The following is a 26,137-nucleotide window of genomic DNA, read 5'->3' as shown; positions in this document are numbered from 1 at the left end:
ACGCCGCCCTCGCCATGCGCGAGGACGGCGTGCGCAACTTGCGGCAGCTAACCCGCTTCGCCGACATCCTTCGGATTCGGCAGCTTGCCTTCCTTGCCTTCGTCGGCGGGCTTCGGCGCTTCGGGCTCGTTGGTCATCGCACGCTTTTGCTCGTCGGACAGACGGCGATCCGCCACGTTCGGGTCTTCGGGCGTCTGCTTCGGCGGCGTCGGACGGTCGGCTGGTTCGTTCATGAGAGGCTCCTTGTCGTCATCATCGATCGAATGGGATGAGCGATGAAGGTTCGCAGGGTGCGTGCCCGGCCTGCGTCAGGCATAAGCGATGCTGCCCGACGCTGCGATGTTCTCCATGCCGGGCCGTATCGAACGAACTTTCTTTCACGTCGCTTATGCCGGACACCAAACGAACGCTCATCCGTTTTGCCGCCCTTGCATGCGCGATGTTCTCGCCCTATGGCTTCGCCGCGACGCTCGCTTCCACGTCCTATGGCGCGACGCAACAAGGGCAAGCGGTCGCGCAATACACGCTCTCCAATGCGCGTGGCGTAACAATGAGCTGCATTACATACGGCGGTATCGTTACGCGCCTCGATGTGCCCGACAGGCGCGGGCGTCGCGCGGACATCGTGCTCGGCTTCGGGTCGCTCGGCGACTACGAGAAGTACAACGGCAAGATTCACTTCGGCGGTCTGATCGGGCGCTATGCGAACCGCATCGCCGATGGACGTTTCGAACTGGACGGGCGCAGCTACAAGCTGCCCGTCAACGAGCCGCCGAACACGTTGCACGGCGGCCCGCACAGCTTCGACGAAAAAGTGTGGACCGTCGTCAGGACGTTTCAGGGCGCGCAGGGCGCGGGCGTGCAACTGCGCTATGTGAGTCCCGATGGCGAGAACGGCTTTCCCGGCACGCTGACCGTCGATGTGACGTACACGCTCACGGACGACAACGAAGTGCGCATCGACTATCGCGCGAAGACGGACAAGCCCACTGTCGTGAACCTCACGAACCATAGCTATTTCAATCTCGCGGGCGAGGGCAGCGGCGGTGTCGAAGGGCAACTCGTCATGATCGCGGCATCGAGCTATACGCCGGTGCGCGCCGATTCGATTCCAACTGGCGAGACAGCGAGCGTCGAGAACACGCCGCTCGATTTACGCGCGCTGACGCCGATAGGCGCGCGGCTGCGTTCGTCGAATCAGCAGATGCGTTATGCGCACGGCTACGATCACAACTGGAAGCTCAACAGGAACGGCCAGCGCAATGGCGAACCAAGCTTCGCGGCGCGCGCCTACGATCCGTCGAGCGGTCGCGTGCTCGATGTCTACACGACGCAGCCGGGCCTGCAGTTCTACACGGGCAATGGTCTCGATGGCAGCGCCATCGGCACGTCGGGCACGGCGTACCGGCAGACCGATGGCTTCGCGCTCGAAGCGGAGCATTTCCCGGATTCGCCGAATCGTCCGGCGTTTCCGTCGACCGAGCTTCGGCCCGGCGACGAGTATCACGAAATCACGGTCTGGAAATTCGGCGTGCGTTAGCGTCAGAGCCGGGGCAGATCGGTCGGGTCCACTTGCGCGCCCGGCACGCCCTTCGTGTGCGCGCTGATTGCGAGTTCATGCTGCAAGGCCGAGCGGCGCTCCGTCGATGGCTGCGCGTGATGCGCATTGTCGAGTGCGGGAATCACATAGTCGTTCACCATGTGCCGGAACGTCTGGAGGTTTTTCGCATCGCGCAGGCCGCCATCGACGGACATGACGCTCGTCATCACGATCACCGTATTGCGCTCGGGCAGCACCGTGATGAATTGCCCCTTGAAGCCCATCGCGTCGAATTCCGGCTCTTTCTGCACGATGTTGTTGATCCACCAGTAGTAGCCGAAGTAGGGCGCGACGCCGGGCGACGTCATCTGCGCGATCCATGCCTGCGGCACGATCTGGCGTCCTTGCCAGCGGCCATGATCGAGCACGAGCATGCCGATCTTCGCCATGTCGACAGCGCGCAGACGCAAGCCCCATCCCGCCGACACGAGTCCCGAACGGTCCGCGCGCGCCCATACCGCGTGCTTCATGCCGAGCGGTCCGAAGAGATTGGCCTGCGTGTAGCGTTCGACGGGCTCGTGCGCCGCGGCGCTCAGCATCGCGGCGGCGAGGATCGGGTTGATGTCGGTGTATTCGAACTCGGAGCCGGGCGCGGCCTTGGGGTTCGTTTCTGCCGCGAGCTTCAGCCGATCGGGCGCGGCGTAGTAGATCGGATCGTCCTTCGGCTTGAAGTCGTAATGCAGGCCGCTCGACATCGAGAGCACGTGCTTCAGTTCGACGTTGCGCTTGTCGGCGAAATCGGCGCGCAGGTCGGGACGCCACGCGGCGAGCTTCGTCGCGACGGAATCGTCGAGACTGATCTTGCCTTGGCCGATGAGCATGCCCGCGACCATCGACGTCACCGACTTCGTGACCGAGTACAGCTCGTAGTTCGAATCGCGCGATGCACCCGCGCCGTAGCGCTCGAAAATCAGCTTGCCGTCCTTCACGACGAGCAGGCTGTACACATCGAGCTTCTCCTCGCGAATCCATTGCGACAGACGCACGAGTTCACGCGAATCGACGCCCGCATCTTCCGGCGATGCCTGCGTGAGTCCCGCTTCACGCAGCGGCGCGGCTGCATGAGCGTTCGAGATCGACATCGCGACGATGGCCGGCGCGATGCACTTGAGCAGCAAACGTAGTGTCATGGATCAGGTCTCGGGTGCGTCGTTGAATGCGGCCGCCGTGCCGGGCACGCCCTGCGTCTTGTTGCTGCGTTCGAGTTCTTCCTTCAGCGCTTCGGTCTTCGCGGCCGTCGTGACGGGGCGCGCCGCCGGCATCAACGCGGGCAGGATGAAGTCGTTCACCATGCGGCGGTATTGGTTCAGATACGTGGCGTCGCGCAAGCCGCCATCGGTCGGCAGGAGGCTCGTCATCACTACGACCGCATGTTGCTTCGGCAGCACGGTGATGAATTGCCCCTTGAAGCCCATCGCGCCGAATTCGGGCTGACCTTTCTCCACGACATGCTGAATCCAGCAGTAGTAACCGTAATCCGCGGCAGCGGGCGAGGGCGTCGTCATCTGCTTGATCCACGTCCGCGGCACGACTTGTCTGCCTTGCCAGCGGCCGTCGTCGAGCATCAGCATGCCGATCTTCGCCATGTCGATGGCGCGCAGCCGCAAGCCCCAGCCGCCCGCGACCGCGCCGGTTTCATCGACGCCGGTCCAGCGGTAATGCGACATGCCGAGCGGTTCGAACAGCTTCTTCTGTGCGAAGCGATCCTCGCGCTCGTGTGCGGCGACGCTCACGGCGGTGCCGACGAGCACCGGATTCACGTCGATGTAATCGAAGTCCGTGCCTGGCGTCTTCGCGGCTTTCGCCGTCACCGCGGCACGCAGACGATCCGGCGCGCCATAGTAGAGCGGATCGGTGCCTTCGCGCGTCTGATAACTGAGGCCGCTCGACATCGACATCAGATGACGCAGCTCGATGTTCTCCTTGTCTGAGAGTTGCGCGGCGAGATCGGGCCGCGCTTTCGCAATGAGCGGCGCGACCTTCGTCGATGGATTCAGCTTGCCTTCGCCTTCGAGCACGCCGACGAGCAAGGACGTGATCGTCTTCGTGACCGAATACAGCTCGTAGTTGTTATCGCGCGTGAGGCCGTCGCCATAGCGCTCGAACACGATCTTGCCGTCCTTCACGATGACGAGACTGCGCACATCCATCTTGTCCGCGCGTATCCACTCCGACATGCGCACGAGCGGCGCCGAATCGACGCCGACCGATTCCGGCACGACGTTCGGCATATCTTTTTCCGCGGCGTGCGCCGTCATGCAGAACATCGCGGCGGTCAGTGACAACAAAGGCAGCTTCATCGCTTGCACCTTCATTCGAGATTGGGTTTGCCGGCGGGCTGAAAGCGTCCGCGTCCGCTCGTCACGTTCAGAAGCCTGCCGTCTTCGACGAGCAGTTCGCCGCGCGAGAAGCAATGACGCGGCCATCCCGTCACTTCGATGCCTTCATAAGGCGTGTAATCGACCGCGTGATGCAGCGACGCGTTCGCGATGGTCACGCGCTTTTCCGGGTCCCACACGACGATGTCCGCATCCGCGCCCACCGCGATCGTGCCTTTCCTCGGATACAGCCCGTAGAGCTTCGCGGGCGCGAGCGACGTGAGTTCGACGAACCGGTGCAGCGAGATGCGCCCTTCCTTCACGCCCTTGAACAGCAGCGGCAAGCGCGTTTCGAGACCGGGAATGCCGTTCGGAATGTGATCGAACGACACTTCCTTGCCGCCCGGTTTCTTGCCTTGCGGATCGTCATAAGAGAAGGGCGCGTGATCGGAAGAGACGAGCGAAAACACGCCCTGGCGCAATGCTTTCCACACCGCCTGCTGATTCGCGGGATCGCGCGGCGGCGGACTGCATACGCATTTCGCACCTTCGTATTCGCCGTGACCGAGATCGTCGGCGGTCAAGTACATGTATTGCGGACACGTCTCCGCAAGAATCGGCAAACCGCGCGACTGGCCCCAGCGAATCTGCTCGATGGCATCCGCGCCCGATACATGCACGATCAGGATCGGCACGTCCACGAGCTCCGCGAACGCGATCGCGCGGTGCGTCGCCTCGCGTTCGACCACGGCGGGCCGCGCGAGCGCATGCGCGTGCGGCGCATGCAGGCCTTTGCCTAGCAAACGTTCGGTCAGCCAGCCGATGCAATCCGAGTTCTCCGCATGCACCATCACGAGCGCGCCGTGCTCGCGTGCGACCGTGAGCACGTCCAGCATCTGACGGTCATCGAGCTTGAGATCGTCGTAGGTCATGTAGACCTTGAACGACGTATAGCCGTTTCTGATCAGGCGCGGCAACTCTTCCGCGAGCACATGCGGCGTCGGATCGGCGACGATCAGATGAAAGCCGTAGTCGATCAGCGCGCGGCCTTCCGCGCGGCTGTGATAGTCGTCGACGGCCGCTTGCAGCGATTGTCCCTTGGCCTGCGCGGCGAACGGAATCACCGTGGTCGTGCCGCCGCATAACGCGGAGCGCGTGCCGCTGAGAAAGTCGTCGGCCATGCGCAGGCCGTCGGGCATCGGCTGATCGAGATGACAGTGGCCGTCGACGCCCCCCGGCAACACCAGCATCCCGCTCGCATCGAGTTCGCGCGGCGCGTCGGGCAGTCCTTGCCCGAGCATCGCCACGCGGCCGTCGCGAATGCCGATGTCGCACGAAAACCGGTCCGACGCGGTGACGACGTCGGCGTGACGGATCACGAAATCGAGTTCGTTCGACATGGCCCTTCCCCTTAGATGACTTCGCTGAAGAGACGTCCCCAGCCCTTGACGCTGCGCGTGTCGTAATCGGCGAGCTGCAGCGATTTCCATACGACGGTCGTGATCGTGTCGTAGATCGGAATGCCGGTTTCTTCTTCGAGCTCGGGCACGAGATGCGCGGCGTTCAGGTTGGTGCAGAAGATCGAGATCGCGCGCGGCTTGTCCTTCGCCACTTCGCGCACCATGCGGCGGATTTCATCGGGCTGAACTTCCGAGAACGAAAAGTTGACCTTCAGGTTCAGATGCCGCTCGGCGATGCAGTTCAGTCCAACGCTGCGATAGTTCGCGATGATCTTCTCCTGCACGTCGTCGAGATAGGGCGTGACGAGACCGAATTCGCGCGCATCGGTCTTCTTCAGGATTTCGTTCAAAGCGAGCACGGAGGTCGTCGCGGGAATGCCCGTCGCTTCCGTGATGCGCCGGCACAGACGCTCGTCGGCCTCGAAGCCGAGCCAGCCCGAAGACGTGCCGTTCCATGCGATCACGTCCACTTTCGCATCGGCGAGCAATTGGGCCGCCTGCAGGATCTTCGAATCGTCGAACTGGCCGAGCGCCTGATCGGAGAGCGAGATCTCCGTCACCGGAAAGCGCGCGAAATGCGCGGAGACGCCGGGCAGGTTCGAAACCATCGCGCTCGTCAGCGGTTCGAGCGACGTGTTGGACGAGGGCGTGAGCATGCCGAGCAAAGTGCGTTTTTTCATCGTGATGTCTCTTGTGTGAATTGAGCGAAGCGTTGCTGCGTGAACTTGCTATCCCGTTCAAACGGGAATCTTCTTTTCGTAATCGATGGCGCTGGAGCACACGAGCAAGCCGATGCCTGCCGCCGCGAAGAACATCAGCGCGAGGAAGTAGGAGTGCGTGAACTGCACGATCGCGCCGACGATGATCGGCACCGCCACGCCGCCGATATTGCCGCCGAGATTCATGAAGCCGCCGAGAAAGCCGATCTTGTTGCGCGTGCCGAGCGACGACGGAATGCACCAGTAAAGACCGCACCAGCGCAGGAAGAAGAGCGTCGTCGAAAGCAGGGCGACGACCGCGACCGCATTCGTCACATAGGCCACCGAGAAGATCGACACGGTCGCGATGACCGCCGCGATGCCGAAGAGCGTGCGCATCACGACATTCGGACGCCCGCCCGCAGCCTTCCACTTGTCCGCGATCCATCCGCCGATCAGTTCGCCGATAAAGCCGCTGAAAAAGATGATGAAGCTGGAGCCGCCCATCTGCTTGATGTCGAAGCCGTGGACCATGTGCAGGTAATTGGGCATCCACGTGAGCAGGCCGTAGAACACGCTGTTGAAGCACATCCAGCCGAAGAACATGCACCACACCGAGCGGTACTTGAAGAAATCGCGCGTGCGGCCCGAGAGCGTGGACGGTTCGGCGGCGGCGTCGCGGGCATGCGATTCCTCGATATAGGCCGCTTCGAGCTCGTTCACGCCCGGATGCTCGCGTGGTGTATTGCGTACATAAAACCAGGCGAGGACGCCCGCGAGCACCGTGCCGACGCCGGCCACCGCGAATGCGAGCCGCCACGATCCGAGCGTCGCGATGAGTCCAGTGATCAGAATCGCGCCCAGCGCCGCGCCGAGCGGTGCGCCGCCGTCGAGCAGCGTTGCGCCGCGGCCGCGCTCGGTCTGCGTCATCCAGATCGCGTTGAGCTTGCCGCCCGCCGGATAGATCGGCGCTTCCGATGCGCCGAGGCCGAGACGCGTGAGCAGCAGGCCCGGCGCGTTCGTGCAGACCGCCGCGATGGCCTGGAAGAAACCCCAGAACACGGTCGCGGCTGCGATCACGATGCGCGGCTTGAAGCGGTCGGCGAGCATGCCGCCGGGAATCTGCATCACCGCGTAGGTCCAGAAGAAGGAGGAGAGGATGAGCCCCTCCATCGCCGGGCCGATATCGAACTCCTTGGAAATGAGCGGCATCGCGACCGACAGCGACGCGCGGTCGATGTAGTTGATCGCGATGAGGCTCAGCATGACGACGAAAATCTTCCAGCGAACGGTGGATTTGCCCACCGTCAATGCGGCAACACCGGATGTTGAAGACATGTACGGGCTCCTGGATAGGCGGATGTTTTCGTGACGTCGCGCAACGTTGAACAGAGTATAGGATTAGAAATTTATAATTACAAACAGTGTAAACGCTTGGTTTTATTGAAATTTAAAGTGCACGATGACGGTGCAGGGTTTTCACCAAGTTCGTGATAAGCTTGCACTGCGATGAACCAGACCACTAAAAGCCCCCTCCTTTTGCGCACGCGCGGCATGGCCGCGGAGATCGCCGCGCGCCTGCGCGACATGATCGACGAGGGCGAGTTGCCGCCCGGCGCGCGCATCGACGAAAAAGAATTGAGCAGCGCGTTCGACGTCTCGAAGACGCCCTTGCGCGAGGCGCTGAAGGTGCTGGTGTCGGAGGGGCGCGTGACGCACCGGCAGTACATCGGATATCGCGTCGCCGAGATCGATCTCGACGATCTCGCCGCCACGTTCGAGCTGCTTCACGGACTCGAAGCGATGGCGGGTGGCCTGGTGCAGCAGCGCATCACCAATACGCAAATCGCGGCGATCGCGGCAAAGCATCGGCGCATGGTGGAATGTCACGACGCCGGCAAGCGCGTCGAGTATTTCAAGCTGAATCAGCAGATCCACCAGATGATCGTCGATGCCGCCGACAATCCCGTGCTCGCGAGCGTCTATTCGACGTTGATGTCGAAGGTGCATCGGGCGCGCGGCGCGGCGAATGCCGACACGCTGCGCTGGGCCGAATCGGCGAGCGAGCATGAAGCCATTCTGGCCGCGCTCGAAAATCCCGCGCGCGAAGGTTTGCCCGCGATCCTGCGCGAGCATTCGGAGAACACCGCGCGCGAAGTGCTCGCCGTGCTAGAGCGCGCAAAGGGCGATGCGCCCGCCGCGCGCATCGGCGATCTCGCGCGCGAGGAAGCGTCGGGCTGAACGCCTGAACGTCGTTACGTCAGCGCGCTCCACAACGCGAGCGTCAGCACGAGTCCCACCACCGAGACGATCGTCTGCAACACGGACCACACCGCGACCGTGCGCTTGAGCGTGAGCCGGAAGTACTCGCGCACCATCCAGAAACCCGCGTCGCGTACCCACGAGAATGGACAGGAACGGCGCGAGCCTGAGCACGCTGATGGAAACGATGATGATCGCGAGGCCGAGCCCGCAGGCGATCAGCAATTGAGTGTCGTGGGCCGACCAGGGAGTCAGGGTTGCGGGATTCACGGTGACCTTGAGCTGACACGCATCGCTTTGAATGCCGATGCGATTACGAGGAGCTTTCGTGTCCCGCGCATGACCTCGCGCGTTCGTGGCGAACCATGCGCGGGACGCGAAGCCCCGTCGTAATAGCACTTTTCGACGCGACGGTCAAAATCGACCGCGCGTCGATCGTGCTCTCTCAGGCCGGCCTTGCAATCGGCTTGCCAGTTATTACTGGCATTTTTCGTTTTGCATTCGGAATGCCTCTTTGCGTTTTGCATTCCACATGCGTGTTCAGTGGATGACTACGCGGCGGCCTTGTCGGGGCCTGCGGCGTGATCCTGTGCGAGAAGATCGAACAGCCGCAGTACGCGAGCGCGTTGCGTGGACACGAGATCGCTTTCGTCGCCGAGTGCGGCGAGCCGTCTTTTCCAGTAGGCGCGATCGAGACAGGCGAACGCCTTCTGATTGCCCGCGACTGCAAGCGAACGGATCATGTGTTCGAGATGATCGAGCTGCGCGTCCGCAATGCGCGCAGGCTTGAGCGCCGCTCGCGTGCTTTGCGCGGCGCGGCTGGCTTGCAATACTTTCGACTTTTCCATGTTGACGCCCCGAAACGCCTTTTTGCTGCATGCGGCTGTGTATTTGTTCTTAGTCAGCCGTAAACCAATGAGTGGGAGACAGCGATGTGACAGCGGGATGACGGCAAGGAATCGCCGACCTGAACCGCCCGCGACGCCGCACACGCTGCTCCTCGTTCAGCACGATATACCTGCATTTCGAATTCGCTTTACCATGCGTCTCATTTGCCGGCGCGCATCGTGTGCGCCACTGCTCGAAAGGACTATTTGAACCGACATCGATCCCATGCCCGCCGATTCCGATCCACGCACGCTATTCACGCGTTTCTCGACGCAGACATTGCCGCGCGAGCGCCAGTTGCTCGCATGGCGCGATCGCGTCGGGCATGTGGTGGATGTTCTTCCCGATAACGATCGCATCGCACGCGGCTTTGCGGGCAGCATCGATCTGCATGCGGCGGGCGGCCTCGTGTTCACGGAGGCGCGCACCGAAGCGCTGGTGCTAGAGCGATCGATCGCGCGCGTCTCGACCGACACGCGCCGCGATTTCGCGTTTCATGTGTATGTGGAAGGCGAGTCCGGCCATGTCAGCGGCCCGAGCGTGAAGCGCACTGCGCCGGGCTCGATGCGCGGCATCGTCGCGTTCGATCTGAATCAGCGCTTTCGCGTCGAACGTCCGGCGTGCCGCGTGCTGACGATGTTCGTGCCGCGCTCGGTCGTCGCCGCGCATATCGATGACTGCGATGCGCTGCACGGCCGCGTCGTGCCTGATGACGCGCCGCTCGCGCGCTTCGTCTTCCAGCATTTCGATGCCACCGCGCGCGCACTGCCGACGCTGGAACGTCCCGATGCCATCGACGCCCTCGATGCCGGCGCGCAACTCCTGCTCGCGGCATTCGCCGAAAAGCCGCATGCATTGCACGACTCACGCGCCGCGCTGCAAACGGCGGTGAAGGGCCAGGTGAAGCGTTATGTCGAGACGCATCTCCATGAAGCCGATCTCACGCCGATGAAGATCGTCGATGCACTCGGTCTGAAGCGCGCGACCATCTATCGATGGTTCGAGCAGGAAGGCGGCCTCGGCGCGTACATTCGACATCGCCGTCTGCGCGAAGCAGCCGATGAACTCGCGCGGTTTCCGAACCTGCAGATTGCCGATATCGCATTCGGTCTCGGCTTCAAGAGCGCATCGGATTTCACGCGCGCGTTCCGTCGCGCGTTCGATGTGAGCCCGCTGGAAATGCGTCTGCGTGCGCTCGACCTGATGCGCGCGGCGGACAGCGATCCCGTCATGCGCATGCACGCCGCGCATTCGAGGGGCGTTCGGGGAAGCGGCTGAGTGCGAAGAGCGTCACGCAGTTCGCGGCGAGCAGATACCACGCGGGCGTCATCACATTGCCGGTCGCGCCGATGAGCCATGCGACCGCGAGCGGGGAGAAGCCGCCGAAGATGACGACGCCGAACGTGTAGATCACCGAGAGACTCGCTGCGCGCCGATGCTTCGGGAAGGCTTCGAGCATGAGCACCGAGCCCGCGCCCGCGTTGTTCAGCGCGATGGCGACATAGAGCAGGATGATCACGAGCGCGAGCGTATCCGGTGCGCCTCGCGTGAGCGCATAGAACGCGGGATATGCCGTCGCGAGCGCGCCGACGAGCGATGCGTATTGCAGCGTCTTGCGGCTCATCAGGCGATCGGCGGCGAGCGCGACGAGCGGCGTGACGACGAGAATCACGAGACCGGAAAGCGACGCGATCATGAAGCTAATCGCCGGCGGCCGTTGCAACGTGTGCGTCAGATAGCTCGGCATGTAAAGCACGGCAATGTAGATGCTCGACGAAGGCGCGGCCATCATCAGGATGCCGCATGCGAGCGGGCGCGCATGTTCGCGAAGCACGATCGAAAGCGGCGTGCGCGCGGGCGACGTCCATGCATCACCCGGCACGCGGCGCAGGAACCAGCCGACCGGCGCGATCAATCCGCCGATGACGAAAGGCACGCGCCAACCCCATTGCACGAGTTGCTCGTGCGACAGCAACGCGGACGTGCACGCGCCGACGAGCGCCGCCGCGCATGCGGCCGCGCCCTGGCTCGCACCGCGCCAGCTGACCATGAAGCAGCGTCGTTCATAAGGCACGGATTCCATCAGCAGCGCGGATGCCGGGCCGATCTCGCCGCCCGCCGCGAGCCCTTGCAGAAGCCGCGCGAACACGATCAGCACGGTCGCGCTCGCGCCGATCGCCGCATGCGTCGGCAGGCATGCGATCAGCCAGGTGCCCGCCGCCATCGACGCGATCGATAGCCGCATGCCGGCCTCGCGGCCGCGCCGGTCCGCGTATCGTCCGATCAGCATCGCGCCGAGCGGACGCATCACGAAGCCCGCGCCGAATGTCGCGAGCGAGAGCAACAGCGACGCAGCGGCGTCGTGCGCGGGAAAAAAGAGCTGTCCGATGATCGCCGCGGAGAAGCCATACACGGTGAAGTCGTAGGCGACGAAGCCGTTGCTGATCACCGTTGCGACGATGATGCGCGTCAGACTCCCAGACGTTTTTTGTTGTTCGGTTTGAGTCATGAATGAACGGAGATGGATGCATTCGAATCCGGCTTCCGATATTAACGGCCGCATTGCTCATATTATTAATGCTTCGTCGTAATCGTCACAAAGACAAGGCGAGTAATATACGATCACCTTTCAAATTCGCTGGCTTCGTAGTTCGTTTACGAACGAGGAATCGTCTTCATGGATGACGCCACGCGCGAGTTCGACCGGCTGCGCCCTCGCTTGCAGGGCATCGCCTATCGCATGCTCGGTTCGGTCGCCGAGGCGGAAGACATCGTGCAGGACGTATGGCTTCGCTGGCATGCGGCTGCGCGCGAAGCTATCGAGAATGCCGAAGCCTGGCTCGTCGCGGTCACGACGCGGCATTCGATCGACCGGCTGCGCGCCGCGAAATTGCAGCGCGAGCATTACACGGGCATCTGGCTGCCCGAGCCGCAAATCACCGAGCCGCCCGCGACGCCCGAAGAAGTCACGGAGCGCGCGGACGATGTGTCGGTCGCGTTTCTGATGCTGCTCGAACGCCTGACGCCCGAAGCGCGCGCGGCGTTCTTGCTGCGCGAAGTTTTCGATGCCGATTATCCGGAGGTCGCGAGCATCATCGGGAAGACGGAGGCCGCGTGCCGGCAGCTCGTGAGCCGCGCGAAGGCACAACTGCGCGAAGAACGTCCACGCCGTTCGGTGCCGCGCGAAATCCACAGACGTTTGCTGCACGCATTCGCACATGCGATCGAACACGGCGATTTCGCGGCCATTCACGCGATGCTCGCGGATGACGCGACGCTCGTCGGCGATGGCGGCGGCCACGTGCAGAGCTTCCCGGAGCCGCTACTCGGCGGCAAGCGCATCGCGCAGCTTTTCTATGCGGCATTCCTGCGTCACGGAAAGGGCGTGCGCATCGAACTCGTGATGCTCAATGACCAATGGGCGCTCTTGCGCTTCATCGACGGCAAGCTCGAATCGGCCCAGACCTACGATATCGAAGACGAGCACATCGTGCGTATTCAGGTGCAGCGCAACCCGGAGAAGCTCGAACGCATCGCGGCGCGTTACGGAAACGCGTGATGGATTGCCTTTGCGATTGATGCGCGCGAAGCAATAGCGTGCGCACGTTCGCGCGTCTACCGCGAACAGGCGCGCAAACTTACGATGACATCCGTGCCGGCCATGGAGCGCCGGCGATATCTTCAACCAGGCATGGAGTCATCATGACGCAGCGAATCAACTACGTTCAACAATCGCCCGAACTGTTCAAGAAGTTCTATGAATTCAGCCAGGTCCTGCAGGAGTGCTCGATCGAGCGGACAACCCGCGACCTGGTGACGCTTCGCGCATCGCAGATGAATGGCTGCGCCTTTTGCGTCGATATGCATGTGAAGGAAGCGAAGATTCACGGCGAGCGCGAACTGCGCACGCATCACGTGGCGATCTGGCGCGAGTCGACGCTGTTCTCGCCGCGCGAACGCGCCGCGCTCGCGTGGACCGAAGTGCTGACGCGCATTCCCGAACATGGCGTGTCCGACGAGCTCTATGGACGCGTGCGCGAGCAGTTCTCGGAGAAGGAGCTATCCGACCTGACCTACGCCGTCATGGCGATCAACGGATGGAATCGTGCGAATGTCGCATTCCAGACGGTGCCGGGTTCGTCCGACAAGGCCTTCGGCCTCGACAAGGCAAACCTGTCGTGATGTGTTCGCGCCGTCATTCGATCATGGGAGAACGGATCATGCACAGCATCAAACGCGTGGGACTCACGCTCGTCTTCGGATGCGCGGCGCTTGCCGCGAACACGGCGCAGGCCGCGCCGGAGGCCATCGTCAAGGAGCTGATGACGAAGCCGCTGCCCGAATATCCGGGCAAGGAGGCGCTGATGATCAGCGTCGAATATCCGCCGGGCTCGGTCGATCCGGTGCATCGGCATGACGCGCATGCATTCGTGTATGTGCTCGAAGGCACGATCATCATGCAGCTTCAGGGCGGCAAGGCCGTGACGCTCAAAGCCGGCGACACTTTCTATGAAGGCCCTGAAGACATTCACACGGTGGGCCGCAACGCCAGCAAGACGAAGCGCGCGAAGTTCATCGTGCTGCTTCTCAAAGACAAGGGCAAACCGGTTCTCACGCCGGTGAAATAAAAGAAATCGAGCATGGCGTGTCACAAAGTGCAGGGCGTGAACGTCTAGTGAGACAGAGCCACTACGTTTCGTGCCGCCATGCCATCAGATCTTGCGTGTCATTCCGACGATTCGCTCGCCTATAGCTTCGTGACGAGTTATGCGGGCGTCGTTTCGTTTCTTGCGGTCGCCAATGAAGGCAGCTTCGCGAAAGCAAGCGATCGCCTGGGTATCGGCCGCTCCGCCGTCAGCCGCAACGTGCAGAAGCTGGAAGCACAGCTCGATGCGCGTCTCTTTCTTCGCACCACGCGCAGCACGTCGCTCACGCGCGAGGGCGAGCTCTTCTACAAGAACTGTCAGCCGGGCGTGGAGCGCATCGTGCAGGCGCTCGAAGACATGCGCGAACTGCGCAATGGGCCGCCGCGCGGACACTTGCGCATCGCGTCCGCGCCGGGTTTCGGCCGCAGGGTCGTCGCGCCGCTTCTGTCCGGCTTCCATGCGCGTTATCCGGATATCGCACTGGAACTCGTGCTCAACGATCGTCCGTGCGATTTCACGGCCGACCGTGTCGATGTCGCATTTCGCGACGGTCATATGGAAGACAGCGAGGTCGTCGCGAAGCAATTGATTCCGATGCAGATGGTCGTGTGCGCATCGCCGGAGTATGCGTGCCAGCACGGCTTGCCGCGTCGTGTCGATGAGCTCGACAGACATCGCTGCATCAATTTCCGTACATCGGCGGGGCGTATCGCCGACTGGGAGTTCAAGGTCGATGGCCTGCCGCACAAGCGCTCGCTCGCCGCGAAGCAGACGTTCAACGACATCGATCTGATGCTGCGAGCGGTGCTCGACGGGCAGGGCATCGCGCAACTGCCTGCCTATCTCGTGTGCGATGCGCTCAAGGCCGGGCGCCTCGTCATATGTCTCGCTCAACATGCGCCCGACGACGGCGGTCACTATCTCTGCTATCTCAGCCGCAAGCAACTGCCCGCGCGGGTGCGTGTATTCGTCGATTACATGACCGAGCATACGCGCGCGCTCGATCTGCATTGCCTGACGACCCATATGACGAACAGGAGCGATGCGGCGTTCGTGATCGCCGATTGATGCATCGAAGGCAACACCGCGCGTCCGCTGAAGGCGCTACCGGATGCGTGCGCGTCCACCTACGATGCATCACGCACGACAGATTCAGCGAGCGCGACCATTCGCGCATCGCTTCAAAGGAGAACATCATGAAGATCGTAGTGATAGGCGGAAGCGGACTCATCGGCAGCAAGGTCGTGAAGAACCTGCGTGCGCGCGGACATGAAGTGATCGCGGCGTCGCCTGCATCGGGGGTCGATACGATGACGGGCAACGGCCTGAAAGACGCGCTGAAGGATGCGCGCGTGGTCGTCGATGTGGCCAACTCGCCTTCGTTCGAAGACAAGGCCGTGCTCGAATTCTTCGAAACGTCGGGACGCAATCTCTTCGCTGCGGAGAAGGCCGCCGGCGTCGCGCATCATGTGGCGCTTTCGGTCGTCGGCACGGATCGCCTCGCACAAAGCGGCTATTTTCGCGGCAAGATCGCGCAGGAGAAGCTGATCCGCGAATCGGGCGTGCCGTACACGATCGTTCAGTCGACGCAGTTCTTCGAGTTTCTCGGCGGCATTGCGAAAGCGAGCGCCAATGAAAACGCGGTGCATCTGTCGGATGCGTATATTCAGCCGATCGCCTCGGGCGACGTAGCAAGCGCCGTCGCGGATCGCGCCGTCAATGCACCGGTCAAGGGTGTGGTCGAGATCGCGGGGCCGGAGAAGTCGCGTCTGTCTGATCTGATGCAGCGCTATTTCAAGGCGACGGGCGATGCAAGGACGGTCGTCGCCGACGAGAACGCGCTCTACTTCGGCGCGCAACTCGCGGCGGACACGCTCTTGCCAGGCGCACAAGCGCATCTCGGCGCGGTGAATTTCGATGCGTGGTTCGAAGAGACCCGGAGCGAGGTTCAAGCGGCGCGTTGAACGATTCGTAGAAGGGGCCGTCATGGAGCCGCTCCATCCGCCGCCCGTCAGCCTGCTCGACAAGTATGAAGGTCGCGACGTGCAGCCGTTGTATTCGACGACCGTCACCGTCACGGGCGGCGATGCGGGCCACGGCCGCGCCTCGGGTGTGGCCCGCTCCGACGACGGCAATCTCGAACTCGACCTGCGTATGCCGCAAGCGCTCGGCGGGCCCGGCGGCGGCACGAACCCCGAACAGTTGTTCGCCGCGGGCTATGCCGCGTGCTTTCATGGCGCGCTGGTCTTGCTCGCCGCGCGCGCGGGTATCGTGGCCGAGGGCGCAAGCGTGTCCGTTACGGTCGAATTCGGCCGCGATCCGATAGACGGCCTCTTCGTGCTCACCGCGCACACGCGCGTTCAGATGCCTGGCATCGAACGCGCGGCAGCGGAAGAACTCGTGCGCAACACGGAGCGCTTTTGCCCTTATACGAAGATGACGCGCAAGGGCATCGTCAATATCGTTTCACTTGCAACGAATGGCGTTGCCACGGATCATTCGGCAGGCACGCGCGCCGTCTGATCGAGTTGGTTTGCTTGACGCGATGCATCGCGCCTGCTCAACGCGCCCAGTGCGAACGCCGCAATGAACGCGGGAATCGCGAGCAGCGTGAAGACCGCGCTGAATTGCAACCCCATGCTCATGAGAAGGCCGCCGGTCATCGCGCCCGCCACCGCGCCCATGCGCCCGATGCCGAGCATCCAGGCAACGCCCGTTGCGCGGCTTCGCGTCGGATAGAACGATGCCGCGAGCGCCGACATCGACGTGACCGCGCTCGTCACGGCCGTTCCCGTCAGGAAGATGAGCACCGCGAGCCAGAACTGATCCGCGACGCCGCGTCCGATCGTCAGCACCAGCGCCGCCGCGAGCACATAGGCGCATGCGTTGACGCGTCGCGGATTGGCCTTGTCCATCACCCAGCCCAGACACAGGTTGCCGAGAATACCGCCGAGCGGAAAGAGCGACGTCGTGAGGGCGGCGCGTTCGGCGGAGAAGCCGGCGTCCTTGAAAAGCGTCGGAAGCCAGTTGGTCAGCAGATAGAAGATCAACAGGCCCATGAAATACGCGAGCCATAACATCGATGTGCCGAAACGATAGGGACGCGAGACGATGAGTCCGAGCGCGGACTTATCCGCGCCGCCCGTGCGCGTATCGGCGGCTGTGAACGCGATGCGTGCGCCTTCGGCGAGACGCGCATCGTTGGAGATGCGTCGCAGCACGCGGGCGATCTTTTGCGCGGGATGCTTTCTCAGGACCATGAACTGCGCGGACTCGGGCAGCAGAAAGAGCAGCAGCACCGTGAGCACGATCGGGCCGATGCCGCCGGCGACGAGCACGCTCGGCCAGCCGAAATGCGGTATGAGCCACGCGGCGCACAATCCGCCTATCGAAAGGCCCACTGAGAAGCCGCAGAACATCGTGTTGACGACGACGGCACGAATGCGCGCGGGTGCGTACTCCGACATCAGCGTGACGGCGTTGGGCATTGCGGCGCCGAGGCCCAGGCCGGTGAGAAAGCGCCACGCGGTCAGCGTTTCGACCGAGCTTGCCTGTGCCGACGCGAGACTCCATACGCCGAAGAAGAACACGGAAAGCGCGAGCACCGCCTTGCGTCCGATGCGGTCGGCAGCCGGTCCCGCAGCGAGCGCGCCGATGCCGAGCCCGACGAGCGCCGCGCTCATCACGGGACCCAATGCTGCTCGTGTGATGCCCCAGTCGCCGATCAACGACGGCGCAATGAACCCGACTGCCGCCGTATCGAAGCCATCGGCCGCGACGACGAGAAAGCAAAGGATCAGGATGACCCATTGATACGGCGAGAAGCGCTCGCCGTCGATGAAGCTCTGGACCTCGATGGTCCCGAAGTTCTTTTCCATGCCGGTATGTCTCCATTCATTTATCTAAAAAGCTATCGCAAGGATGCGGCCTTCTTCGTGCCGCTATGCCGGGCTCTAACGCAATGCGGGCGAAAGGCTTCTGAACTCGACGCGCCTGATGATGCGGCTCTCCTGCGCGACGATCAGATGCGCCGAGGCCTGCAGATAAGCGGGCCATTCCGGATCGTTGTCGCGCGCGGTGCGCCGCTGGTCGTAATCCCCGATGCTCTCGTAGCCCCACAGATGCACGACCTGATTCAACGCGCCGATATCGCTCATATAAAAGCCGACGGGCGCGCCGAGATACTTGAGTTGTATCGGCATCGCGAGACGATCGAATACGTCGATGAATTCCGCCATGCCGCGCGGCCTGATCGTGTAGATGCGGTGATCGATGAATGGCTTGCTCATGCTGCGCTCCTCAATTCGCTGGAATTCGCGCGCGCGTCGATACGGCCCGCGAGATGTAGCCCGGTGAGATACCCGAATGTCATGATCGGGCCGAGCGTGATGCCTGCGCCGGGATAGTTGCCGCCCATGACGCTCGCGCGATCGTTGCCGACTGCATAGAGTCCGGGAATCGGCTCGCTGCCTTTGAGTACTTGTCCGTGCGGATTCGTTGCAATGCCGTCGAAGGTGCCGAGGTCGCCCATCACGACCTTGAGCGCGTAATACGGGCCATCGCCGATAGGCGCAACACAGGGATTCGGCTTGTGCGCGGGATCGCCGAGATAGCGGTTGAACGAAGTCGTGCCGCGGCCGAATGCGTTGTCCTTGCCTTCCACGGCGTCGCGGTTGTATTCGCGCACGGTCGCTTCGAGCGCGGTTACGTCGATGCCTGCGTGCCGCGCGAGTTCTGCAAGCGTGCGGCCTTTGACGAGATAGCCGCTTTTCAGATGGGACTTGAGCGGAATCGGCGCGGGCTTTGCGAAGCCGAGGCCGTATTTGCGGATCGTCTCGTGATCGCAAATGAGCCACATCGCCGTTTCCTTTTCATCGCGGCATGCTTCGATCATCGCCGCGCCGACATCGTGATAAGAATTCGATTCGTTGGTGAAGCGCACGCCGCCGCGCGTCACGCCGATCACGCCCGGCTTGTAGCGATCGAGCAGATGCGGAAACACGCCGTATTTCCCGTCTTTCAGCGGCACGCGCGAGACCGGCATCCATGCGGCAGGCTGCGGATAGCGGATATCGACGCGACCGCCCACGCGCTCGGCCATGCGCGCGCCATCGCCGGTATTGCCTGCGGGCACCGGCGATACATGTTTGCCGCCGCGCCGCACATGAGGATATGCCTTCGCAATGCGTGCGACATCATGCGAGAAGCCGCCGCACGCGAGCACTACGCCACGCCGCGCGGTGATGCGTGTTTCGCGCCCTTCCGCGATCACGATCGCGCCCGTCACGCGGCCCTTCACGGTAGTGAGTTCCTTCGCGCCCGTGTTCGTATGAATCGGAATGCCGAGATCGAGCGCGGACCTGGCGAGACGCGCGGCGAGGGCATTGCCGCTCGTGATCTGCACGCCGCGCTTATAGAGCGCGAGCTCCGCGATATGACTCGCAAGCCGCTTGGCGACATACCACGCCGATGCAAGCGATTTCGTCGCGTTGAAGAAATGCTTGAGATCCGCGCTCGACGAATTGAACATCATGCCGATGAACGTGATCGTCTTCAGCGGCGGGCGCAGGCGCGCGATGTCTTTGCCCAGTGCGCGCGCATCGAAAGGCTTTGCGACGACAGAGCGCCCCACATCGACACCGCCCGGCGCATCGGGATGATAGTCGGGGTAGAGCGTCGGCAGGAATTCGACCGAGGTCTCGCGCTCGAAGAAGTCGATCATGCGCGGGCCGTTGTCGAGAAACGCATCGACGGCGGCTTCGTCGTACATCGCGCCGGTCTCGCCACGCATGTATCGAATCGCGGCTTCACGCGTATCCTGAACCCCGGCTTCTTTCGCGTGGCGATTGCCGGGTATCCACAGCACGCCGCCCGAGAATGCGGTCGTGCCGCCGAAGTATTGTTCCTTCTCGACGACAATCACGTCGAGCCCTTGCTTCTTCGCTGTAATGGCCGTCGAAAGGCCGCCGGCGCCCGAGCCGATCACGAGCACATCGCAAGCGAGATCGGACGACCGCGTTACGGTAGTCATGATGATGTCCTTTGATTGGAAGCGGGCGCGTTGCGCACCCGTGAGATGGAAGGCCGTGTTTCAGGCGGTGCGCGGCGCTTCGAAGCCGGGACGCGGAACGAGGTCCATCAACATGCATTCGAAGCCGCCATCGACGGCAAGCTCCGCGCCGTTCACATACGCCGCACGCTGGCTCGCGAGAAACGCTACGACTTCCGCGATATCGCGCGGCTCGCCGATACGCCTGCTCGCGGTCATCGCGCTGCGGCGCGCTTCGACATCGCCTTGCTCATAGAACGCCTGCGAGAGCGGCGTGCGGATCATGCCGGGGCAGACCGTATTGCTGCGCACGCCACGCGCGCCCCATTCGGCGGCGATCTGGCGCGACAGCATCGCGATGCCGGCCTTGCTCGGGCTATATGCGCCGCTCCAGGTTTGCGGATGATGCGCCGCCACCGATGCGATATGCACGATGCTGCCCGCGCCGCGCGTCAGCATGCCGCGTCCGAAGGCCTGTGTGCATAACATATAACCCGTGAGATTGACGGCGAGCATCGCATTCCACGCATCGAGGCGGATATCTTCGATGCCGCCGGCTCTCAACAAACCCGCATTGTTCACGAGCACATCGACATGGCCGAACTTTCGCTCGACCTGATCGCGTGCGCGGTTCACGCTGGCCGCATCGGCGATATCGCAGGCAATGGCAATCGCATCAATGCCGCTTGCGCGCAGCGTTTCGGCCGCTTCGTTGCAACCCGCTTCATCGCGATCGAGCAATGCGAGGCGAGCACCCGCATCCGCGAATGTCGATGCAATGGCGCGGCCGATGCCGCCCGCCGCACCCGTCACCACACACACGCTCGATTCGAGCCCGAGCCAATGCGGTGCGGTCTGATCCCGCGCGACCTGATTAGTCATCCTTGTCTCCTGAGTCCATTCGATGCGAAGGCGCGATAGCCTTGCCCGTGAAAAAAGTATATTCACGGCCTTGCATAAAAAATTGGACAAAGGCGGCAGACGACAGGACAATTTGTGCATCAGGAGACGCGCGACATGAGGAAAATCCCTAACTACAACCTGTACGGAGAATCGGCGCGTCCGCCGTGGTATGACGCGTTCAACTTCGAGTGGATCGCCGAGCGCAGCGCGCCGAACGACTGGCATATCGACGCGCATCGTCATGACGCGCTCTTGCAATTTCTGTACATTCGCGACGGCGGCGGCCAAGTGCTGATCGAGAACCGCATGATCGATATCCGGCCGCCGTGCGTCATCGTGCTGCCTGCGCAGACGGTGCATGGATTCAACTTCGCGCCGGACGTCGATGGTCTGGTCGTGACCGTCGCGCAAAGATCGATCGAGGCGCTTGCGTCGATCGCGGCGCCGGGGCTCATTCCCGTGCTGCAACGCGCGGGGCTTTCGCGTATCAGCGCCCAGTCCGTGAAGGAAAGCGCGTTCATGCCGATCCTCGAATTGCTGGAGCGCGAGTTTCGCGCGACGAACCGTGGACACATGGCGGCGGGCATGTCGCTGCTGATTGCACTTTTCGTGCATGTCGCGCGGCTATGCGAGAGTGCGTCGGCGCCGAGCGTCGCATCGACGGAAAGGCGCGTGCAACAGATCAAGCGCTTCAGGGAACTGGTGGCCGCGCACTTTCGCGAGCATCAGCCCGTGGATTTCTATGCGCAGAAGCTCGGCATGACGGTCACGCAGCTCGGACGCATTTGCCGCGAGGAGATATCGAGCTCGCCGCTCGCGATGATCAATGAACATCTCGTGCGCGAGGCGCAGCGCGATCTCGTTTATTCGAGCATGTCGGTCAAGCAGATCGCGCATGGATTGGGCTTTGCCGACATCGCATATTTCAGCCGCTATTTCCGCAAGCAGACCGGCGTCACCCCGACGCAATTTCAGTCCGAAGCGCATAAGGCGCTCGCTATCCAATAGCCTGTTCGCACTGATGTCGGAGGGTTGCCACCGTCATGCAGGCGTGCGATGCTTCGCCGTGCTGCGAATCAATCAAAACAAAAACGGCCCGAGCGAGACCAGTCCGGTTCACTGATCCTTTTGAGGAGGGAGCATGATCGCACTGTTATCGCATCGCGCGGCGCACGAGGCGTCGCGGCGTTTCCAGTTCAAGGCACGCGGAGTGCTATGCGGCTGGCTCGTCATGAGCGCGGCTGCAAACCTCGCGTATGCGGACGCGCAAACCGGTTATACGCTGCCGCCTCCGCCGAGCGAGTTATACGGCGATCTTTTCGTCGCCGTGCAGACGCAAGGCATTTATCCCGATCAAAAGACCTTCGTCGACGCGACACCCAAGATCGATCCCGCGCAGATCGTGCAGGCCTATCATCAGCAGATGTCAGTGCCGGGCTTTTCGCTGAAGACGTTCGTCGCGCAGTACTTCACGCCGCCGACCGATCAGGTCATCACGCCGCCGCCGAACCAGTCGCTGCGCGAACATATCGACTGGCTCTGGCCGGAACTCACGCGTCTCACGACGACCGCCAACGTACCACCCAACAGCTCGCTGATTCCGATGCCCAAGCAATACGTCGTGCCGGGCGGGCGCTTTCGCGAAGGTTACTACTGGGACACGTATTTCACGATGCTGGGTCTTCAGGAAGCGGGCCGCGAAGATCTCGTTGACGACATGCTCGATAACTTCGCGTATCTGATCGACACGATCGGACATATTCCAAACGGCAATCGCACGTACTACGTGAGCCGGTCGCAACCGCCGTTTTTCTCCTATATGGTCGAACTTGCCGCGCACAAGGAAGGCGGGCGGGTCTATCAGAAGTATTTGCCGCAGTTGCGCAAGGAACATAGTTACTGGATGCAGGGCGCGAATACGTTGCAGCCCGGCGACGCAGTGCGCAATGTCGTGATGCTGCCGGACAAGACCGTGCTCAATCGCTATTGGGACGAGCGCGACACGCCGCGCGACGAGTCTTATTCGGAAGACGTCGCCACCGCCAAACAAGTTACGAATCGCCCGGCGAACGAGGTTTATCGCGATCTGCGCGCGGCGGCCGAAAGCGGCTGGGACTTCAGTTCGCGCTGGTTCGGCGACAACATGACGCTCGCGACGATCCGCACGACATCGATCGTTCCCGTCGATCTGAATAGCCTGATGTTCCACCTCGAAACGACGATTGCTATCGGTTGCGGCGAGGCGCGCGATTTCGGTTGCGTCGGCGAGTTCATCGGACGCGCGGCGAAGCGTGCCGTCGGCATCAACAAGTATCTCTGGAACAAGAACGGCTATTACGGCGACTACGACTGGAAGCTCGGACAACCGCGCAATAACCCGTCGGCGGCCATGCTTTATCCGCTCTTCGCCAACGCGGCGTGGCCGGATCGCGCGCACAAGACAGCGGAGACAGTCGAAGCGATGCTGCTGAAGCCGGGCGGCCTCACGACGACCACCTACAACACGACGCAGCAGTGGGACGCGCCGAACGGCTGGGCGCCATTGCACTGGATCGCGGTTCAAGGTCTGAAGCGATACGGGCGCAGCGATCTCGCGCAGCAGATCGGAACGCGCTTTCTCGCCGACGTGAATAACGTCTACAAGACGCAGCAGAAGCTCGTGGAGAAGTACATTGTGGAAGGCGAGGGAACGGGCGGCGGCGGCGGCGGCGAATATCCGTTGCAGGATGGCTTCGGATGGACCAATGGCGTCACGCTGAAGCTGCTCGACCTTTACGCGCCGGGTCAATAAGACAGAGCAACGAAGGCATCGCCGTGACCTCTCATGCGGCGATGCCGTGGTATCGACTTTACTTCGCCTGCTTCTGCCGACGATACTCCTGCACCGGCAAACCGCCCACGCCCCAGTTCTCCATCTCCACTTCTTCGATCACGACGAACGTGGCGTCGAGCGGCTTGTTCAACACGTCGAGCAACAACTGGCTCACGCCTTTGATGAGCTGCGCTTTCTCATCGGCGGTGACGGCACTCGTGCCGGGCTTGCTGCCTTCGCGTGTGACCTGAATCGTAACCATCGGCATGGCGATCTCCTTGAGTGGGAAACAGCGAAGCGCCCGCGAAGGGCGCATTCGCAACCGGTGAAGAATCGATCAATCAATGTCCCGCGCTTTGACCGCCGTCGACGTGCAGGATCTCGCCCGTCACGAACGGCGCAGAATCAAGATACGGCACGGCGTTCACGATGTCGCTCATTTCGCCCATGTGTCCCATCGGATGCAGCGCGCCGAGTGCTTCGTGCGTTTCGGGCGCGTGCATCGGCGACTTGATGATGCCGGGCGACACCGCATTCGCGCGAATGCCGGACTTCGCATATTCGATCGCGAGTGACTTCGTCGCGGCATTCAAGCCGCCTTTGGTCAGCGACGCCAGCACCGAAGGCACGCCGCTCACCGCATGATCGACGAGCGTCGTCGTGATGCTGACGACATGCCCGCTCTTGTTCTTCTCCATCTGCTCGACGGCGAGTTGCGTGATGTTGAAGAAGCCGTTCAGGTTCACGTTCAGGAACGCCGCATAGTCTTCCTGCGTATATTGCGTGAAGGGCTTGGCGATGAAGATGCCGGCGTTGTTGACGAGCGTATCGATGCGGCCGAACTTTGCGATCGCCGCATCGACGACGCGTTGCGCGGTGGCGCGATCGCCGATATCGCCCGCGACGGCTATGACGTTCGGATCGTCCGGCTGCGTAACGGAACGGGCGGTCGCGACGACGCGATAACCTTGCGCGCGAAAAGCGTTGACGATTTCCGCGCCGATGCCTTGCGACGCGCCGGTGACGATAGCGACTTTGTTTGCGTTGCTCATGATGAACCTCGATAGATGTTGATTTGGGCCTGTTGCGGATCGGACCGACGGCTCCGATGGCTCGTAATTTATGCCCTTCGAGATTCGTTGCGTACACACGCGATGGACAATCAGTCTTGCACGCGAGGAACAAATGCGTCGCGGGCGAATCGATCAGACGAATCATTCAATGGGAGATACACGTGACCTTGCGCAACGTGAAAGCATTCGTATTCGATGTATTCGGCACAGTCGTGGACTGGCGCGGCGGCGTCGCGCGCGAGGCCGCGCCGTTCCTGCAACGCCACGGCGCATCGGGCGCTGCGCCTGAAGCCTTCGCGGATGCATGGCGCAGCCGCTATGTGCCCGCGATGCGCAAGATCATCGGCGGCGAGCGATCGTTCGTGCGGCTCGATGTGCTGCATCGCGAGAATCTGGTGGATGTCTTGCCGGACTTCGGCATCGATCCGAAAGCTGTTGCTTCCGAGGCACTCGACGAACTCAATCTCGCGTGGCATCGACTCGACCCGTGGCCGGATTCGATAGCGGGCCTGCAACGGCTCAAGGCGCGCCATATCATCGCGCCGCTTTCGAACGGCAATATCAGGCTGATGGTGGATATGGCGAAGCGTGCCGGACTGCCCTGGGATGCGATTCTCGGCGCGGAGATCGCGCAGATTTACAAGCCGGATCCGCAGGCCTATTTGCGCACGGCGGATGTGTTGATGCTGAAGCCGGAAGAGGTCTGCCTTGTCGCCGCGCATAACGACGATCTCGTTGCGGCGAGAAAGTGCGGCCTGCGCACTGCGTTCATCGCGCGTCCGTATGAGCGCGGTCCAGGTCAGACAATCGATCTGAAAGCCGAGAGCGATTGGGATGTCGTCGCGAACGACATGAACGAACTGGCCGATGCCGTGGGCGCCTGAGCGCCGATAACATCGGCCGATGAAGCGACTTTAAGCGCCGTTAAGCGCCTTCGACGACGCGGAAGTCGCGCACCACGGAGTCGCCCAGCACTTCCAGCGCGTGCTGATAAGTCGCGCTGTTATAAGCGGCGACGGCCGCATCGAGCGAATCGAATTCAATGACCACCGTGCGCTCGATCGCGCCTTCACCCTGCGCCATCGCCGCGACGCCGCGAACGAGGGGACGGCCGCCGCCTTCCGCGATGGCTTGCGTTGCGATCTTCGCGTATTCGGCGGCTTGCTCGGGCTTCATGATCTTCTTGTACACGCTGACCCAATATCCTTTTGCCATCTGTATCTCCAATGTTTGACGGGCGCTTTGCGCCATGAGGCGAACGCAATGCGCGATTGCGTTCAGTCCGGCGGCCAGCATAGCAAATTCTCGAATGCGAATGCCCGCGCCGCCCGCGCGCTCGATTCTGCGTGTTTCCGTGAAAGGTGCTTTCTTGCGCTAGGGGTTAACCCGTGAAGGCCAGCGTCATAGACTGCCATTACTGCTTTCGAA

The 26,137-nt window shown here is 62.3% G+C and carries 27 protein-coding genes and 1 pseudogene; 12 read left to right on the top strand and 16 right to left on the bottom strand.

What is annotated here, in order from left to right; translation table 11 throughout:
- Window positions 1-47 precede the first annotated feature (47 nt).
- Window positions 48-233 carry a hypothetical protein gene (locus ACEN42_RS27930; protein ID WP_238211314.1) on the bottom strand — a complete coding sequence of 62 codons (186 nt, stop codon included), beginning with the start codon at window positions 231-233 and terminating at the stop codon, window positions 48-50.
- A 206-nt stretch (window positions 234-439) separates the two neighbouring features.
- Between ACEN42_RS27930 and ACEN42_RS27925 the strand changes: the two genes are divergently transcribed.
- Window positions 440-1,540, top strand: a complete 1,101-nt coding sequence (locus ACEN42_RS27925) for an aldose epimerase family protein (protein WP_371883762.1) — start codon at window positions 440-442, stop codon at window positions 1,538-1,540.
- Window positions 1,541-1,542: 2 nt separating this feature from the next.
- Here the strand turns inward: ACEN42_RS27925 and ACEN42_RS27920 are convergent, their stop codons facing one another.
- Genes ACEN42_RS27920 through ACEN42_RS27900 form a run of 5 tightly spaced genes read right to left on the bottom strand, consistent with a single transcriptional unit; the run spans window position 1,543 to window position 7,414 of the window.
- Window positions 1,543-2,730, bottom strand: coding sequence for a serine hydrolase domain-containing protein (locus ACEN42_RS27920; RefSeq protein WP_371883761.1), 1,188 nt, complete (start codon window positions 2,728-2,730; stop codon window positions 1,543-1,545).
- Window positions 2,731-2,733: 3 nt separating this feature from the next.
- On the bottom strand, window positions 2,734-3,900 hold the full coding sequence (locus tag ACEN42_RS27915) for a serine hydrolase domain-containing protein (protein ID WP_371883760.1): 1,167 nt from the start codon (window positions 3,898-3,900) through the stop codon (window positions 2,734-2,736).
- Window positions 3,901-3,911: 11 nt separating this feature from the next.
- Window positions 3,912-5,318 (bottom strand): dihydropyrimidinase, encoded by a 1,407-nt coding sequence (gene hydA, locus ACEN42_RS27910; RefSeq protein WP_371883759.1) that lies wholly within the window; start codon window positions 5,316-5,318, stop codon window positions 3,912-3,914.
- Window positions 5,319-5,329: 11 nt separating this feature from the next.
- Window positions 5,330-6,058, bottom strand: coding sequence for an aspartate/glutamate racemase family protein (locus ACEN42_RS27905; protein ID WP_187604159.1), 729 nt, complete (start codon window positions 6,056-6,058; stop codon window positions 5,330-5,332).
- A gap of 57 nt (window positions 6,059-6,115) precedes the next feature.
- Window positions 6,116-7,414 carry an MFS transporter gene (locus ACEN42_RS27900; protein WP_187604160.1) on the bottom strand — a complete coding sequence of 433 codons (1,299 nt, stop codon included), beginning with the start codon at window positions 7,412-7,414 and terminating at the stop codon, window positions 6,116-6,118.
- Window positions 7,415-7,585: 171 nt separating this feature from the next.
- Here ACEN42_RS27900 and ACEN42_RS27895 point away from each other — a divergent pair, with 171 nt between their 5' ends.
- Entirely contained in the window at window positions 7,586-8,317 is a 732-nt protein-coding gene (locus ACEN42_RS27895) for a GntR family transcriptional regulator (RefSeq protein WP_255503561.1), read from the top strand.
- A gap of 14 nt (window positions 8,318-8,331) precedes the next feature.
- On the opposite strand, the pseudogene ACEN42_RS27890 reads toward ACEN42_RS27895, so the two are convergent.
- Together ACEN42_RS27890 and ACEN42_RS27885 are read right to left on the bottom strand one after the other, a co-directional pair.
- Window positions 8,332-8,484: pseudogene (locus ACEN42_RS27890) on the bottom strand (gluconate transporter); the annotation flags it as partial.
- A 405-nt stretch (window positions 8,485-8,889) separates the two neighbouring features.
- On the bottom strand, window positions 8,890-9,186 hold the full coding sequence (locus ACEN42_RS27885; protein ID WP_238211323.1) for a hypothetical protein: 297 nt from the start codon (window positions 9,184-9,186) through the stop codon (window positions 8,890-8,892).
- A 265-nt stretch (window positions 9,187-9,451) separates the two neighbouring features.
- On the opposite strand from ACEN42_RS27885, the gene ACEN42_RS27880 reads away from it, so the two are divergent.
- Window positions 9,452-10,504 (top strand): helix-turn-helix domain-containing protein, encoded by a 1,053-nt coding sequence (locus tag ACEN42_RS27880; protein ID WP_371883758.1) that lies wholly within the window; start codon window positions 9,452-9,454, stop codon window positions 10,502-10,504.
- Here the strand turns inward: ACEN42_RS27880 and ACEN42_RS27875 are convergent.
- Window positions 10,455-11,735 (bottom strand): MFS transporter, encoded by a 1,281-nt coding sequence (locus ACEN42_RS27875; protein ID WP_371883757.1) that lies wholly within the window; start codon window positions 11,733-11,735, stop codon window positions 10,455-10,457. The genes ACEN42_RS27880 and ACEN42_RS27875 overlap by 50 nt on opposite strands.
- A gap of 168 nt (window positions 11,736-11,903) precedes the next feature.
- Here ACEN42_RS27875 and ACEN42_RS27870 point away from each other — a divergent pair, with 168 nt between their 5' ends.
- The 6 genes from ACEN42_RS27870 to ACEN42_RS27845 all read left to right on the top strand — a co-directional run bounded on the left by ACEN42_RS27870 (window position 11,904) and on the right by ACEN42_RS27845 (window position 16,395).
- The gene (locus tag ACEN42_RS27870) at window positions 11,904-12,785 is read left to right on the top strand and encodes an RNA polymerase sigma-70 factor (RefSeq protein WP_371883756.1); all 882 of its coding nucleotides are present in this window, start codon (window positions 11,904-11,906) and stop codon (window positions 12,783-12,785) included.
- Window positions 12,786-12,928: 143 nt separating this feature from the next.
- Window positions 12,929-13,408 (top strand): carboxymuconolactone decarboxylase family protein, encoded by a 480-nt coding sequence (locus ACEN42_RS27865; protein WP_187604165.1) that lies wholly within the window; start codon window positions 12,929-12,931, stop codon window positions 13,406-13,408.
- Between the two features lie 38 nt (window positions 13,409-13,446).
- Window positions 13,447-13,854, top strand: a complete 408-nt coding sequence (locus ACEN42_RS27860; protein ID WP_187604166.1) for a cupin domain-containing protein — start codon at window positions 13,447-13,449, stop codon at window positions 13,852-13,854.
- A 78-nt stretch (window positions 13,855-13,932) separates the two neighbouring features.
- Window positions 13,933-14,940, top strand: a complete 1,008-nt coding sequence (locus tag ACEN42_RS27855; protein WP_371883755.1) for a LysR family transcriptional regulator — start codon at window positions 13,933-13,935, stop codon at window positions 14,938-14,940.
- Window positions 14,941-15,068: 128 nt separating this feature from the next.
- Window positions 15,069-15,836: an SDR family oxidoreductase gene (locus ACEN42_RS27850; protein WP_371883754.1), complete on the top strand. Its 768-nt coding sequence runs from the start codon at window positions 15,069-15,071 to the stop codon at window positions 15,834-15,836.
- Between the two features lie 22 nt (window positions 15,837-15,858).
- On the top strand, window positions 15,859-16,395 hold the full coding sequence (locus tag ACEN42_RS27845) for an Ohr family peroxiredoxin (RefSeq protein WP_371883753.1): 537 nt from the start codon (window positions 15,859-15,861) through the stop codon (window positions 16,393-16,395).
- On the opposite strand, the gene ACEN42_RS27840 is transcribed toward ACEN42_RS27845, so the two are convergent.
- The 4 genes from ACEN42_RS27840 to ACEN42_RS27825 form a co-directional block, all read right to left on the bottom strand.
- Window positions 16,368-17,750 carry an MFS transporter gene (locus ACEN42_RS27840; RefSeq protein ID WP_371883752.1) on the bottom strand — a complete coding sequence of 461 codons (1,383 nt, stop codon included), beginning with the start codon at window positions 17,748-17,750 and terminating at the stop codon, window positions 16,368-16,370. The genes ACEN42_RS27845 and ACEN42_RS27840 overlap by 28 nt on opposite strands.
- A gap of 75 nt (window positions 17,751-17,825) precedes the next feature.
- On the bottom strand, window positions 17,826-18,161 hold the full coding sequence (locus ACEN42_RS27835; RefSeq protein WP_371883751.1) for an NIPSNAP family protein: 336 nt from the start codon (window positions 18,159-18,161) through the stop codon (window positions 17,826-17,828).
- On the bottom strand, window positions 18,158-19,903 hold the full coding sequence (locus ACEN42_RS27830; RefSeq protein WP_371883750.1) for an FAD-dependent oxidoreductase: 1,746 nt from the start codon (window positions 19,901-19,903) through the stop codon (window positions 18,158-18,160). The genes ACEN42_RS27835 and ACEN42_RS27830 overlap by 4 nt, the downstream gene beginning before the upstream one ends.
- A gap of 60 nt (window positions 19,904-19,963) precedes the next feature.
- Complete coding sequence (locus ACEN42_RS27825) at window positions 19,964-20,803, bottom strand: SDR family NAD(P)-dependent oxidoreductase (RefSeq protein WP_371883749.1); 840 nt, start codon at window positions 20,801-20,803, stop codon at window positions 19,964-19,966.
- Window positions 20,804-20,938: 135 nt separating this feature from the next.
- On the opposite strand from ACEN42_RS27825, the gene ACEN42_RS27820 reads away from it, so the two are divergent.
- Both ACEN42_RS27820 and treA read left to right on the top strand, forming a co-directional pair.
- On the top strand, window positions 20,939-21,832 hold the full coding sequence (locus tag ACEN42_RS27820) for a helix-turn-helix domain-containing protein (protein ID WP_371883748.1): 894 nt from the start codon (window positions 20,939-20,941) through the stop codon (window positions 21,830-21,832).
- 133 nt (window positions 21,833-21,965) lie between these two features.
- Window positions 21,966-23,615: an alpha,alpha-trehalase TreA gene (gene treA, locus ACEN42_RS27815; protein WP_238211338.1), complete on the top strand. Its 1,650-nt coding sequence runs from the start codon at window positions 21,966-21,968 to the stop codon at window positions 23,613-23,615.
- A 58-nt stretch (window positions 23,616-23,673) separates the two neighbouring features.
- On the opposite strand, the gene ACEN42_RS27810 is transcribed toward treA, so the two are convergent.
- Both ACEN42_RS27810 and ACEN42_RS27805 read right to left on the bottom strand, forming a co-directional pair.
- Window positions 23,674-23,904 carry a 4-oxalocrotonate tautomerase family protein gene (locus tag ACEN42_RS27810; protein WP_035499705.1) on the bottom strand — a complete coding sequence of 77 codons (231 nt, stop codon included), beginning with the start codon at window positions 23,902-23,904 and terminating at the stop codon, window positions 23,674-23,676.
- 73 nt (window positions 23,905-23,977) lie between these two features.
- Window positions 23,978-24,688: an SDR family NAD(P)-dependent oxidoreductase gene (locus ACEN42_RS27805; protein ID WP_371883747.1), complete on the bottom strand. Its 711-nt coding sequence runs from the start codon at window positions 24,686-24,688 to the stop codon at window positions 23,978-23,980.
- 182 nt (window positions 24,689-24,870) lie between these two features.
- Between ACEN42_RS27805 and ACEN42_RS27800 the strand changes: the two genes are divergently transcribed.
- The gene (locus ACEN42_RS27800; RefSeq protein ID WP_371883746.1) at window positions 24,871-25,593 is read left to right on the top strand and encodes a haloacid dehalogenase type II; all 723 of its coding nucleotides are present in this window, start codon (window positions 24,871-24,873) and stop codon (window positions 25,591-25,593) included.
- A gap of 40 nt (window positions 25,594-25,633) precedes the next feature.
- Here ACEN42_RS27800 and ACEN42_RS27795 read toward each other — a convergent pair whose 3' ends face one another.
- Window positions 25,634-25,924, bottom strand: a complete 291-nt coding sequence (locus ACEN42_RS27795) for a DUF1330 domain-containing protein (RefSeq protein ID WP_035499900.1) — start codon at window positions 25,922-25,924, stop codon at window positions 25,634-25,636.
- Window positions 25,925-26,137 lie beyond the last annotated feature (213 nt).

This window comes from Caballeronia sp. S22 (assembly GCF_964261745.1).
Taxonomy (GTDB): domain Bacteria; phylum Pseudomonadota; class Gammaproteobacteria; order Burkholderiales; family Burkholderiaceae; genus Caballeronia; species Caballeronia jiangsuensis.
Note: the sequence above shows the minus strand (reverse complement) of the source record. Positions and strands in the feature narration are given on the sequence as shown.

Bases quoted from the DNA above. Each gene is read 5' to 3' on its own strand.
- ACEN42_RS27900 (WP_187604160.1), bottom strand. From the start codon at position 7,414: ATGTCTTCAACATCCGGTGTTGCCGCATTGACGGTGGGCAAATCCACC.
- ACEN42_RS27825 (WP_371883749.1), bottom strand. From the start codon at position 20,803: ATGACTAATCAGGTCGCGCGGGATCAGACCGCACCGCATTGGCTCGGG.
- ACEN42_RS27805 (WP_371883747.1), bottom strand. From the start codon at position 24,688: ATGAGCAACGCAAACAAAGTCGCTATCGTCACCGGCGCGTCGCAAGGC.
- ACEN42_RS27895 (WP_255503561.1), top strand. From the start codon at position 7,586: ATGAACCAGACCACTAAAAGCCCCCTCCTTTTGCGCACGCGCGGCATG.
- hydA (WP_371883759.1), bottom strand. From the start codon at position 5,318: ATGTCGAACGAACTCGATTTCGTGATCCGTCACGCCGACGTCGTCACC.
- ACEN42_RS27930 (WP_238211314.1), bottom strand. From the start codon at position 233: ATGAACGAACCAGCCGACCGTCCGACGCCGCCGAAGCAGACGCCCGAA.
- ACEN42_RS27850 (WP_371883754.1), top strand. From the start codon at position 15,069: ATGAAGATCGTAGTGATAGGCGGAAGCGGACTCATCGGCAGCAAGGTC.
- ACEN42_RS27870 (WP_371883756.1), top strand. From the start codon at position 11,904: ATGGATGACGCCACGCGCGAGTTCGACCGGCTGCGCCCTCGCTTGCAG.
- ACEN42_RS27915 (WP_371883760.1), bottom strand. From the start codon at position 3,900: ATGAAGCTGCCTTTGTTGTCACTGACCGCCGCGATGTTCTGCATGACG.
- ACEN42_RS27860 (WP_187604166.1), top strand. From the start codon at position 13,447: ATGCACAGCATCAAACGCGTGGGACTCACGCTCGTCTTCGGATGCGCG.
- ACEN42_RS27905 (WP_187604159.1), bottom strand. From the start codon at position 6,058: ATGAAAAAACGCACTTTGCTCGGCATGCTCACGCCCTCGTCCAACACG.
- ACEN42_RS27920 (WP_371883761.1), bottom strand. From the start codon at position 2,730: ATGACACTACGTTTGCTGCTCAAGTGCATCGCGCCGGCCATCGTCGCG.
- ACEN42_RS27925 (WP_371883762.1), top strand. From the start codon at position 440: ATGTTCTCGCCCTATGGCTTCGCCGCGACGCTCGCTTCCACGTCCTAT.
- ACEN42_RS27810 (WP_035499705.1), bottom strand. From the start codon at position 23,904: ATGCCGATGGTTACGATTCAGGTCACACGCGAAGGCAGCAAGCCCGGC.
- ACEN42_RS27835 (WP_371883751.1), bottom strand. From the start codon at position 18,161: ATGAGCAAGCCATTCATCGATCACCGCATCTACACGATCAGGCCGCGC.
- ACEN42_RS27865 (WP_187604165.1), top strand. From the start codon at position 12,929: ATGACGCAGCGAATCAACTACGTTCAACAATCGCCCGAACTGTTCAAG.
- ACEN42_RS27885 (WP_238211323.1), bottom strand. From the start codon at position 9,186: ATGGAAAAGTCGAAAGTATTGCAAGCCAGCCGCGCCGCGCAAAGCACG.
- ACEN42_RS27820 (WP_371883748.1), top strand. From the start codon at position 20,939: ATGAGGAAAATCCCTAACTACAACCTGTACGGAGAATCGGCGCGTCCG.
- ACEN42_RS27855 (WP_371883755.1), top strand. From the start codon at position 13,933: ATGCCATCAGATCTTGCGTGTCATTCCGACGATTCGCTCGCCTATAGC.
- ACEN42_RS27795 (WP_035499900.1), bottom strand. From the start codon at position 25,924: ATGGCAAAAGGATATTGGGTCAGCGTGTACAAGAAGATCATGAAGCCC.
- ACEN42_RS27845 (WP_371883753.1), top strand. From the start codon at position 15,859: ATGGAGCCGCTCCATCCGCCGCCCGTCAGCCTGCTCGACAAGTATGAA.
- treA (WP_238211338.1), top strand. From the start codon at position 21,966: ATGATCGCACTGTTATCGCATCGCGCGGCGCACGAGGCGTCGCGGCGT.
- ACEN42_RS27875 (WP_371883757.1), bottom strand. From the start codon at position 11,735: ATGACTCAAACCGAACAACAAAAAACGTCTGGGAGTCTGACGCGCATC.
- ACEN42_RS27840 (WP_371883752.1), bottom strand. From the start codon at position 17,750: ATGGAAAAGAACTTCGGGACCATCGAGGTCCAGAGCTTCATCGACGGC.
- ACEN42_RS27830 (WP_371883750.1), bottom strand. From the start codon at position 19,903: ATGACTACCGTAACGCGGTCGTCCGATCTCGCTTGCGATGTGCTCGTG.
- ACEN42_RS27880 (WP_371883758.1), top strand. From the start codon at position 9,452: ATGCCCGCCGATTCCGATCCACGCACGCTATTCACGCGTTTCTCGACG.